Below are 11,383 nucleotides of genomic sequence, written 5' to 3'. Positions count from 1 at the left end.
CAAATAATATCAGGGGAGCATGCGACCCCGCTGAGCGAGCAGGGAATTACTTTAGTTTCTTCAGGATGAAGCGACCGGAAGAGCCAGGAAGCGGGTTCCTTCCGCCGATTTGACGCGCAGGAGAACCGACCTGCGCCCTTCCTTGCGGGCCGCGTCGATGGCGGCGGACAGATCGCCGCGATCGCCGACCGCCTGCCCATTGGCCTCCAGGATAACGTCTCCGCGGCGCAGCCCCTTTTGCGCGGCGGCTCCGTCGGGATCGACATTGGTGACGAAAAGCCCTTCACCGGCGCCGGGCCGCACCTGGGACAGCGGGGCGACTTCCAGTCCGAGCCCGCCGAACAGGCCGCCTCTTTCTCCTTCGACGTCGGCGCGCGCTTCCTTCTCATTGGGAAGGGTTCCGAGCTTTAGCTTGACGTCTTTTTCGGAGCCGCCCCGGATATAGGTGATGGCCACGGTCTTGCCGGGTCCGTCGGCGGCGATTTTCCGGGACAGTTCACGCGGGGTTTCGATCCTCTCCCCATCGACCGCGACGACGACGTCGCCGGCTTTCAGCCCGGCGCTTTCGGCGGGTCCGCCCTTGGCGGGCTGCGCGACCAGAGCGCCCTTGGTCGATTTCAGGCCGAGACTCTCCGCAATCTCCGGGGTGACGGGCTGAATCTGCACGCCCATCCAGCCGCGCGAGACCGCGCCCTTCTCCTTCAGGGCGACGATGACGTCCTTGGCGACCTCGGTGGGGATCGCAAAGCCGATGCCGACCGAACCTCCCGACGGAGAATAGATCGCCGTATTGACGCCGATCACGCCGCCATGGCTGTCGAACAGCGGCCCGCCGGAATTGCCGCGATTTACGGGAGCGTCGATCTGCAGAAAATCGTCATAGGGGCCGGCGCCGATGTCGCGTCCGCGCGCCGAGACGATGCCGGCCGTGACGGTGCCGCCGAGGCCGAAGGGATTGCCGACGGCGATCACCCAATCGCCGACGCGTGGCGCGGAGGAAGACCATTCCGTATAGGGAAGATTGGCGCCGTCGCTGATCTTGAGCAGCGCGAGATCCGTCCGCTTGTCCGTGCCGATGACCTTGGCCGGAAGCGACTTGCCGTTGTCGAGCGAAACCTCGACCTCGCTGCCGTGCTCCACGACGTGATTGTTGGTCACCACATAGCCGTCGGCGCTGATGATGAAACCGGAGCCCTGCGACATCATGATGCGCTTTTGCTGATGGCCGCCGGGAACTTCTCCGAAGCGCTTGAAGAAATAATACAGCGGATCGTCGGGCGAGATCTCCGGCATTTCGCCGCCCTCGCCGCCACCGGCCTCCAGCGACTTGACCTTGATGGCCACGACCGCGCCTTTCACTTTGGCCACGAGATCCGCAAAGGACGCCGGACCGATAGCCGGCGCATTGGGCTGCGACACCGGCGCCTCCGCGCGCGCCGCTCCGATGGGCGCGACCGATATGACGGAGCCGAACGCAAGCAGAGCAGCTGCGCCCAGCAGACCCGCCTTGAGGGACCGGCGGCCGACGGCTCCCCGAGCCTCGAGGCTGTCCGAGCGGAGATGAACAAAGGAGGAATTCGACATGAAGCTTCGTCTCCAGGAAAAGACCACGGCGCCGTTCCGGCGACCGGCTTGGCGGCTTGCACCCGCCTTATGAGAACGAAGATGGGCTCTGCGCCCTTGCACGCCAGTGGAGACGGAATGAAACTTTGGTAAGGTGAGGCTTGAGCGGATTTTCGTAAAAGTCGCCCGAGCTCTTGCAAAATGAATGCGCGCCGAACCCGAAGGCCGCATAGGGCCGAAGGTGCGCCTGAAAGTGAAAAGTTAACAATAGCTGCAAAACTATCTATTTTGGCTATAATACCCAAATTGGAGATTTGAGCATGCAGCCTACCCGCGTCACCGCCAGCGAGTTTCAATCCGCCTTCGGGGCGCTGAGCGACAAGGCGCGCCACGAGCCGGTCGTCATCACCAAGCATGGCCGCGACTCGCTCGTCATCATGTCGGCGGAAGAATGGGAACGCCTTAAGCGCCGCGACCGCCACGTCGGCCTGACACGCGAACTCCCCGAGGAATGGGTCGAAGCCGTGCGGAACGCCAAGGTTCCGGACGAATTCGCGGGTCTCGACGCCGAATTGAAGTGAGATAGCGTGGCGCTCCCGCAACCGGTTTCAGGCCTCGTCATTCGTTACAGCTATCTTTGCGCCGCGAATATCTTGAAGGGCGCGAGGAAGGCCAAAAGGATCGCCCCTGCGCCATCGTCGCCGCCATCCGCGCTGACGAAAGCGGCAATACCCGCGTGCTCGTCCTGCCGATCACGCATAGCGCGCCCGATCACGCCAGCCTGGCCGTCGAGATTCCCGCCAAGGTCAAACAGCGTCTGCAACTCGATGAGGCGCAGTCATGGGTCGTGCTGTCGGAATGGAATGAGTTCGTCTGGCCCGGCCCCGATCTGCGGCGCTTGCCCAACGCCGACGACGCCACCGTAGCTTACGGCATGCTGCCCCCGGGCCTGTTCGCCACGATCCGTGACCGCTTCCTCGCGCTGGTGAATTCAGGCGCGACATCGCCGGTCCGTCGCACCTGAATGCGCTGTAATATCAAGAATCGCCGCAGCGCATTGCGGCTCGGGGGCGATCAAGCAAGTAAACCGAGCGGCCTTCTGCGCCTATCTTTTGCACACGATAGATAAATGATTTTCCGTAGTTTTAATGGTTAAGCGGCGCGGCTTTTCGAGCGCTATTTGGCGCAGATTTAGCTGTTACAGCTCCCTTGGAGCTTGCCAATCTCAAGATTTATTTGGGTCCGCAGATGGGTTTACGTCCGAAGTTGTCAGCCACGAGACAGTAAATCTGGCTTCTCGTTCGGCAGATTCCGCCGTGTCGCAAATCGTCCCGTATGGCCCAAGGGAGGCCCAACGCTCTCTATCCCCGTAAAACGGAATCTCGAGTGGGATATCGTGCCGCGCCTGCTCGATGAATCGGAAAAGGTCGTCTTCGCGCCGTTCTATCAGCACTCGCCTCCGGCCATCCGACCGGTCGATGATCTTGACGATGGAGCGTGTCATAGAAGGCATTATATCGAACCACCCAATTAGGCAAAATAATCGAATGGCCACGCAAGAATCAGGACATTAGCAAAAAAGGCAGCGACCTGATTGATAAATCTCAAATATCTGTTGGATAATTATCGTTTCATGCTGATCGGTTCGCGTCATCGCGAGCCGGAGGCGAAGCGATCCAGAGCTAAGCCAATCCCCTGGATCGCCACGTCGCTATGCTCCTCGCGATGATGGCGAGACCGTTTTACTGCTTCGGCCCGCCGCGCGTGACCCCCACCTTGGCCGGGCGAAGCACCCGCTCGCCGATCAGATAGCCGGGCTCGACGACCTGCGCCACCGTGCCTGCCGGCTTGGTTTCGTCGGGAATTTCATACAGCGCTTCATGCTGATTGGGGTCGAAACGCACGCCCTGGGCCTCGATCTTCTTGACCCCGAACCGCGCCAGCCGCGACAGGAAGTCCCGCTCGGTCAGCTCGACGCCTTCGAGCAGCGCGCCGACATGGGCCTCCATCGAAGTCCGCGCTTCGGCCGGGAAGCTGTCGAGTGCGCGGCGCAGATTGTCGGCCAGCGCCACCGCCTCGCGCGCAAAGCTGGTTATCCCATAGGCCTTGGCGTCAGCGACCTCTTTCTCGGTGCGGCGACGCAGGTTCTCCATTTCGGCCAGGGCGCGCAACAGCCTGTCCTTCAGCGCGCCATGCTCGGCGCGCAACGCCTCGAGCTCGCTCTGCGGCTCGGCCGCGGGCGCCGCCTGCGCCTGCTCTGGAGCCGCCCCCTGCCCCTCGGGCGCGGCGGACGATTGGTTGTCGTTCGGCGTCTCGTTTTCGTTCTGCTCGATCATGACCTGGTCCAGTTGCTCTTTTGCTCCGATATCAGGGCTCGCGCGCGAGAAATCAAGTCGGCGGGAGTTCCTTGCCCCCGTCCCCCGCCCGCGAGCCGCCGGCCTCGGGCGATTTTTGCGGACGGCCCGACGCCTTTTTCTCTTTCTCGCCGCCGTTGGAGAAAATCTCGAGCAATTGCTTCCTTATCGCCGCCTGGCGCGACGGCAGGAGGATTTTTTCTCCCGTCAGATCCTTCACATACATGACGTCGACGGCGCGCTCGCCGAAGGTGGTGATGTGAGCAGAGACGATATTGAGATTGAGGCGGGAGATGACGCTGGTCAGTTCGAACAGCAGGCCTTCGCGATCGAGGCCGGAAACCTCGACCACGGTGCAATCGTGCGAGAGACTGTTGTCGATGACGACTTCGGGAGCCACCGAAAAAGCCGTGGGCTGCGAAAGCTTTCCGCTGCGCGCCTTGATGGCTTCGGAGATGACGACATCGCCCCGCAGCGCTTTCTTCAGAAACTCCGCGATCCGATTGCCGCGCCGCAGTTCGTCGTCGTCCAGGGTGAAGGCCCGCGAACACAGTATGGTGTCGAGCGCCAGGCCGTCCGCAGTGGTGAAGATATGGGCGTCGACGATATTCGCGCCGCAGGCGGCGCAGGCGCCGGCGATCGTGGAAAGCAGCCGGCGGTGGTCCTGAGCGATCACCGTCAGCTCCACGGCTCCCCTGTGCTGGTCGAGATCGACCGCGACCACCAGCGGCGCATGCGATTGGGCGATGGAGCGAAGCAGTTCGGCGTGACGAATCTTATGTTGCACGTCCATCTTGAGCCAATAGGCGGGATAGTGCCTCCTGGCGTAGGATTCGAACTCCTCTTCGGTCCAGTTTTGCTCGTTCCATAGGCAGTCGCCGCCGTCGCGGGGCGCTTTCAGCGCCGCCAGCATCTGATCCCTCGCCGCCACGACGCGGCTCTTTCGATCGACCGCGGAGTGGCCGCCGCCGAGCACGACTTCCGTTTCCCAATACAGCGCGCGCAGCAACTGGGATTTCCATGCGTCCAGCACGCCCGGGCCGACCGCGCTGATGTCGCAGACCGTCAGGACGAACAGCATTTTGAGCCGCTCGATGGTCTGCACGACGGCGGCGAAATTCTCGATCGTCCTCGGATCGGTCAGATCGCGGCTCTGCGCCACGCTCGACATCAGCAGATGCTGTTCGACCAGCCAGCCGACGGTTTCGGTCTCGCCGGGCGTGAATCCGAGCCTTGGACAAAGGCTCAGAGCCACTTTCTTCCCGGCCGCCGAATGATCTTCCTTGCGGCCCTTGGCGATGTCGTGCAGCAGCAGCCCGAGATAAAGAACCTTGCGGTTGACGATGGTCGGCAGAATATCCATCACGAGATGCTGATGCTCGGGACGGGTTCCGGCCTCGAGATCGACCAGCGCGCCGACGGCCCTCAGCAGATGCTCGTCGACCGTATAGTGATGATACATGTTGAACTGCATCATCGCGACGATCCTGCCGAAATCGGGAATGAACCGCCCGAGCGCGCCGGTCTCGTTCATTCGCCGCAGGACGGTCTCGGTCATATTGCGCGAAAGCAGCAGCTCCAGAAACAGCCGGTTGGCCTCCGGATTGGCTCTCAGCTCGGAATCGATCCGGCGCAGGTTCCGCGTCACCGCCCGCAAGGCGTCGGGGTGGAGCGGCAGGCTGAAGCGGTCGGCGGTCCAGAAAAGACGAATGATATTGACCGGATCGCGCGCCAATGCGTCTTCGTGGCGGACGCTCACGCGATCGTGGTCGATGACGAAATCGCCGGAAAGCTGCTTCTTCGGACGGGTCTTCAGGCGACCGATCAGGCGGTCGAATATCGCGCGCGGTTTCGCCTGCCGCTCCTCCAGCGCCGCGCATACGATAGCGGTCAGGTCTCCCACGTCCTTGGCGACCAGAAAGTAATGTTTCATGAACCGCTCGACCCGGGACAGCCCGCCGCGGTCGTGATAGCCGAGCCGCACCGCCATCGTCGGCTGAATGTCGAAGGAAAGCCGTTCTTCCGCGCGTCCCGTCGCAAAATGAAGATGGCAGCGCACGCGCCAGAGATATTCGTCGCAGCGCTCGAACAGGCTGTATTCGGCCGAGGTGAACAGGCCGGCGGCGACGAGTTCTCTGGCCTCGCGCACGCGGTAGACATATTTTGCGATCCAGAACAGCGTGTGCAGATCGCGCAGACCGCCCTTGCCTTCTTTTACGTTGGGCTCGACCAGATATCGGGATGCGCCGGCGCGCTGCACCCGCACATTGCGTTCGTCGAGCTTTGCGGTGACGAACTCCCGCACGTCGACGCGCACGATCTCGCGGTCGAAGCTCTCGACCAGATCCACGAACAGTTCTTCGCTGCCGAGGATGAACCGCGCCTCCAGCAAGGTGGTGCGGATGGTCATATCCGCCTTCGCCTGCCGCAGGCACTCGGAGACGGAACGGGTGGAATGGCCGACCTTCTGGCGAAGGTCCCAAAGCATATAGAGGATCGCCTCGACGACGCTCTCTCCCCAGGGGGTCTGCTTGTAAGGCAGGAGGAACAACAGGTCGATGTCCGACCCCGGAGCGAGGGCGCCGCGCCCGTAGCCCCCGACCGCGACGATGGTGAGCCTTTCGCTCAGCGTCGGCTTTTCGGCGACATAGACATAGCGCACGACATAACCGTGAATGGCCCGGATCAGCTCGTCCTCGAGCCCGCTCAGGAAGCGCGCGCAGGCCAACCCCCTGCCGCCCGCTTCGAGCTGCGCTCGGGCCAGAGCACTGCCCTGATCCAGCGCCAGGCGGATCAGCTCCAGCACCGCGGCGCGGGCCGCTTCCGGCGTGGCGGAGCCTTCGCAGGCCGCCGCGATGCGCTCCGCCAGCTCTTCGCGCAGGATGGAGAGGATTTCGGGCTCGGAGCCTCTGCTTGCGAAGGCGCGGAGTTGTGGCCTCGTCTGTTCGTCCATCGGCTTTTTCAAATCCCTGCCCGTTTCTCCTTTGGAGCGCCTTCCGATCGGAGGGAAAGGAAATCACTCCAGATCATGGGGTTGGAGAGCGTTCTCGTCGCAAGTGCATGCCTATTTTCGCCGAATGCGCTCCAGACGCTTCTCGATGGCGTCGAGGATGGCCGGCGCAAGATCCGGGCCGCCGATGCGTTTCAGGGCGCGCAGGCCCGTCGGCGAGGTGACGTTGATTTCAGTCAAACAGCCGTCGATCACGTCGATGCCGACGAACAGCAGCCCGCGCTGCTCGAGATGCGGGCCGAGCCGCTCGCAGATTTCACGCTCTCGGTCGGTCAGCTCGGTTGCGGCGGCGGCCCCGCCGCGCACCATGTTGGAGCGGATGTCGTCTTGCGCGGGAACGCGGTTCACGGCGCCGAGAGGCTTTCCTTCCACGAGCAGAATCCGCTTGTCGCCGTCCACCACCCGGGGAAGAAACTTCTGCACCACCCAGGGTTCCCGGAAGGTGACGCTGAAGAGATCGAACAGCGATCCGAAATTGGGATCGCGTTCCGCCACCTTGAAGACGCCGGCGCCGCCGTGACCGTAAAGCGGTTTCATCACGACCTCGCCGTGGTCGCAGCGGAAACGCTCTATCGCCTCGCGGCTGCGGGTGACGAGAGTCGGCGGCATCAGATCCGCGAATTCCATGACGAACAGCTTTTCCGGCGCATTGCGCACATGGGCCGGATCGTTGACGACCAGCGTCCTCGGGCCGACGCGCTCGAGGAAATGGGTGGAGGTGATATAGGCGAGATCGAACGGCGGGTCCTGCCGCAACAGCACGACGTCGACATCGGCCAGATCGAGAATTCGAGGTTCGCCGAGTTCGTAGTAGCGGCCCGGCTCGTCCCGGACGGCGATCTCCCGCGCCCAGGCGGAAAGCGCGCCCCCTTCCAGCGAAAGGTGATCCGGCGTGTAGAACCAAAGGCGGTGGCCTCGCCGCGCGGCCTCCAGCATCAGGGCGAAGGTCGAGTCGCTCGCGAAGTTGATTCTCTCCAGGGGGTCCATCTGGACGGCGATTTCAAGCATGGGGCCTCCTCATAGGGCGCGGCGCGGGCCGGCTCCGGCCGGGGGATTTCAGTGCGAGCGGCGCCTCGGCTTCGGCGGAAGGCGCTGTAACGCCTTTTCGCCGCGGTGAGAAGCGTCCGCGCCGGCTCGAACCCGCCGCCTTTAACCGAGTATGAACAAAAAGCGACCTAGAAGAAAAGGGAACGGTAAATTCCGATCGGATCCCTTGCATGAAAACCCTTTCCATCGGCGCCGGACTGGTGCTGCGCCAGTTGTTGTTCCTGACGCTTATGGTCTTCATGGGCGCGGCCGCCTATATCGGCGTCCTCAACGTGCGCGACCTTACGGCGGCGGCCAGCGTCGCGCCCCCCGCCGAAGCCGGGGGCCTGATCGGCTACGCCCATCAGGCGGCGAGCCTCCTCGCGATCGAGCTCGCCATCGGAACGATTTTCCTGGCGGTGCTGATTTTGGGCGTATCGGTTCCGACCATGAACGCCACCATAGCCGCCCCGATAAAGACGATCGCGCGCCAGATGGGCGATCTCGCGGCCGGGGACACCGGCATAGAGGTCCCCTATGCCGACCGGCGCGACGAAATCGGGGATATCTCCCGGGCGCTGGTGGTGTTGCGCGACGCGGTGCGCGCGAACAACGAACTGACCGCAGAGATCAAGGCCCGGGACGACCGTGAAGAGCGGCTGCGCCGCGAAGCCGCCATCCGCGACAAGGTCGAGCAGTTTTCGGTCGATCTTTCGGCTACGACGGCCAAGCTCGGCGACATGACGAAGCGTATGGCGCTGTCCTCGGAGGACATGATCGGGCAGGAGCGTCGCGCCCGGGAAGAGTCGGATGTCGCGCGCATGGCGTCGCTTCAGGCGGCCAGCGACGTCGCCACGGTCGCTACGGCTTCGGAGCAGCTTCTCGCGGCCATCGGCGAGATCAGCCGGCAGGCGGTCGAGTCCACCGCCGTCGTCCGTCAGGCCGTCGCCGAGACCAACGGGTCCAGCGCAGAGATGCTTCGCCTCTCCGCGGCTGCCAACCGCGTCGGCGACGTGGTCAATCTGATTTCGCGCATCGCCGCCCAGACCAATCTGCTGGCGCTCAACGCGACCATCGAAGCCGCGCGCGCCGGCGAAGCCGGGCGCGGCTTCGCGGTTGTGGCCCAGGAGGTGAAGAGCCTCGCCACCCAGACCGGCAAGGCCACGCAGGACATCGCCGACCAGATCGCGGAGATTCAGGCGGCGACCGACCAGTCGGTGGCCTCCATCGAGCGGATCAAGCGAAAGATAGCCGAAGTCGAGCAGATCTCCGCGATCATCACCAACGCGGTGCACGAACAGGACGCGGCGACCAAGGATATCGCCCGCAGCGTGCGCTCGGCCGCCGACAGCGCCGGTTCGATGTCGGCCCACGCCGATCAGGTCGCAAACGCGATGGCGCAGACCGGGGCGGGCGTAGAGGCCATGGTCGCCATGGCGCGCGAGATCGACGAGATGGCGCGAAGGATGCACACTCACACCGGCGAACTGGCGAAAAGCCTGGCGAGCTGACTCCCGCGGCTATTCCGCGTCCGCCTGCGCCTCCAGCGTATTGAGGACATCCCCGGGTTTCCTGGCCAGAGCCTCCAGAAGCCCGACGCCCTTCGGAGACTGCAGAATGATGCGCAGCCGCTTCGGGGTCTCGATGAACTTGCCCGCCGCCTCTGCGATGCGCCGCGCCTTATCGCCGTCCTCCAGCCACGCCGAGACGATCTTTTTTACATCCCCGGCATAGGAAGCGCGCAAGCTCGCGGTATCTGCGCCGCTCGCCCTGGCCTCCTGCGCCAGGAGCCGGTCGATCAATCCGCCCCCCTCAAGGGTGATTTCAAGGCGCCGCGCCGTCATCGCCAGCATCGCCGTCCGGGAGACGGCCGGGTTCGCCGAAAACACCAGACCCGAGACATCGCCCAGCCTTCCGGTCAATTCGAGCGTTCCGATGTCTTTGGCCGCAATCCGCGCCTGCTCGACGATCGCCTCTTTGCTCCGATCCAGCCATTCGGCCTTCAGATTCGCGGAAAGCTCGACATTCCTGTAGCCGAGAGCGGCGAATTGCGCCGTGGCGGTCGAATCCCCGAGTGCGGCAAGGTCGAGATCGAACCGATCCAGCCGCAGGGAGCCGCGCGTCGGCAACCCCTCGCGAAAATCGGCGAGATCGGCCTCGGCGGCGGCGACCTTGAATGCAAGGCGGCCGTTCGAATCGGAGTCCGGCAGGTCTGCGGAAAGATCGGCGAGCTGCGCTCCGGACAACATCCAGGGCCTCTGTTCTCCGGGCGCGGCCAGCCGGGCGAAATCCAGCCGCCGGAACGCGAGACGGCCGAAAGCGACCCGCCCGCCGTCCGCGGCCTCCAGCGCGAAACCCTCGATTCGGCCCTCCTCGCTGACGCCGCCGGCGAGTTTTTTCAGGGTCGCCGAGCCGATTTTCACGCCATAGGGTTTTTTCTCGGCGCCCGACGCACCGGACAAGGAGAGGTCCCGCGCCTCTATCGTCGCGGCCTCGAAGGAGCCGAGAATATCGAGAATCCCCCGAGCGGCCGATTCCGCTTGCGGTGCAGACGCCTGCGCAGGAGCCCCGGCAAAACGCAGGAGCGGCTCCGCCAAAGCCCGCGCCCGCAAGCCGGAAGCGCTCACTTTTCCGGCGCGCAGCTCCACGCCGGCGTCGGGCAGAGCGACCGAAACGCTGTCGATGGAGGCCTCTTCCTCGAGGTCTCTGGCGGCCTCGGCGCGATCCGCTCGCGGGCTCGCCGCGACATGGGCGATCTGGCGCAAATCAACGCCCTTTGCGCGAATCCCGGAAAAACGAGCAACGATCCGGCCGCCGCCTTCGCCGCCGACGGTCTCCTCGAGCGAGGCGGCGCGCATCGACGCGGCGCGGCCGGCTGCGATATTTTCCAGCGCCACATCCCGGTAGACGAGTTCGACGCGGCGTTCCTTCGACGCCGCCAGAATGTAAATCTCCGGTATCAAAAGGCGCGAGGCGGAGAGCCCCGCCAGCCGCTCCTCCAGGGCGGCGGCGCTTCCCACCCGCAAGCTTTCCTTGATTTGCGCCGCGGTCAGCGTCGTTCCGTCCGCCGCCAATCGGGGAATGCGGAAGGAAACCGAGCCGAAATCGAGCGCTAGGCCTTCAACCGCGACCTCGCCTGCGGAGCCCGCGGCGACGCGAAAGAACGCGGCGAGCGAGACCGCCGCCATCACGGCGCTTTTTGAAAGAATGTGCATGCGGTTTTCGACGATAGGCTCTTTGGCTCGCCTTTTGAACGGCTTTGACGCTGTTGTCGACCGAACCGAAATGTCAGATCGAAAGAAGTCGCGCCAACTCATGGCGTTGGAGCGAATTGTGACCACTTTGGGAATTCGCCTGGCTCCCGCCGCGCATATTTTTGCCCAATTTGTCGCGGCAAGGCAGGTGCGAGCCTCTTTCCCGCCATGCTAAA

8 protein-coding genes are annotated in these 11,383 nt (G+C 63.9%); 3 read left to right on the top strand and 5 right to left on the bottom strand.

Features of this window, described 5'->3' with window-relative positions:
* Positions 1 to 60 precede the first annotated feature (60 nt).
* Positions 61 to 1,584, bottom strand: a complete 1,524-nt coding sequence (locus H2LOC_RS02075; protein WP_136494872.1) for a Do family serine endopeptidase — start codon at positions 1,582 to 1,584, stop codon at positions 61 to 63.
* A 299-nt stretch (positions 1,585 to 1,883) separates the two neighbouring features.
* Here H2LOC_RS02075 and H2LOC_RS02070 point away from each other — a divergent pair, with 299 nt between their 5' ends.
* Both H2LOC_RS02070 and H2LOC_RS02065 read left to right on the top strand, forming a co-directional pair.
* The gene (locus tag H2LOC_RS02070; protein ID WP_136494871.1) at positions 1,884 to 2,144 is read left to right on the top strand and encodes a type II toxin-antitoxin system Phd/YefM family antitoxin; all 261 of its coding nucleotides are present in this window, start codon (positions 1,884 to 1,886) and stop codon (positions 2,142 to 2,144) included.
* A gap of 56 nt (positions 2,145 to 2,200) precedes the next feature.
* A complete protein-coding gene (locus tag H2LOC_RS02065) occupies positions 2,201 to 2,587 on the top strand; it encodes a hypothetical protein (protein ID WP_343040055.1) in 387 nt (128 codons plus the stop codon).
* Positions 2,588 to 3,305: 718 nt separating this feature from the next.
* Here H2LOC_RS02065 and grpE read toward each other — a convergent pair.
* From grpE to gshB, 3 genes are all read right to left on the bottom strand, one after another.
* Entirely contained in the window at positions 3,306 to 3,899 is a 594-nt protein-coding gene (grpE, locus tag H2LOC_RS02060) for a nucleotide exchange factor GrpE (RefSeq protein WP_136494870.1), read from the bottom strand.
* Positions 3,900 to 3,951: 52 nt separating this feature from the next.
* Positions 3,952 to 6,870 (bottom strand): [protein-PII] uridylyltransferase, encoded by a 2,919-nt coding sequence (locus H2LOC_RS02055; protein WP_136494869.1) that lies wholly within the window; start codon positions 6,868 to 6,870, stop codon positions 3,952 to 3,954.
* A 111-nt stretch (positions 6,871 to 6,981) separates the two neighbouring features.
* Entirely contained in the window at positions 6,982 to 7,935 is a 954-nt protein-coding gene (gene gshB, locus H2LOC_RS02050; RefSeq protein WP_136494868.1) for a glutathione synthase, read from the bottom strand.
* Between the two features lie 209 nt (positions 7,936 to 8,144).
* Between gshB and H2LOC_RS02045 the strand changes: the two genes are divergently transcribed.
* Entirely contained in the window at positions 8,145 to 9,464 is a 1,320-nt protein-coding gene (locus tag H2LOC_RS02045; protein ID WP_136494867.1) for a methyl-accepting chemotaxis protein, read from the top strand.
* A gap of 9 nt (positions 9,465 to 9,473) precedes the next feature.
* On the opposite strand, the gene H2LOC_RS02040 is transcribed toward H2LOC_RS02045, so the two are convergent.
* Positions 9,474 to 11,168: a hypothetical protein gene (locus tag H2LOC_RS02040; RefSeq protein WP_154331543.1), complete on the bottom strand. Its 1,695-nt coding sequence runs from the start codon at positions 11,166 to 11,168 to the stop codon at positions 9,474 to 9,476.
* Positions 11,169 to 11,383 lie beyond the last annotated feature (215 nt).

Source organism: Methylocystis heyeri (assembly GCF_004802635.2).
Classification (GTDB): domain Bacteria; phylum Pseudomonadota; class Alphaproteobacteria; order Rhizobiales; family Beijerinckiaceae; genus Methylocystis; species Methylocystis heyeri.
Note: the sequence above shows the minus strand (reverse complement) of the source record. Positions and strands in the feature narration are given on the sequence as shown.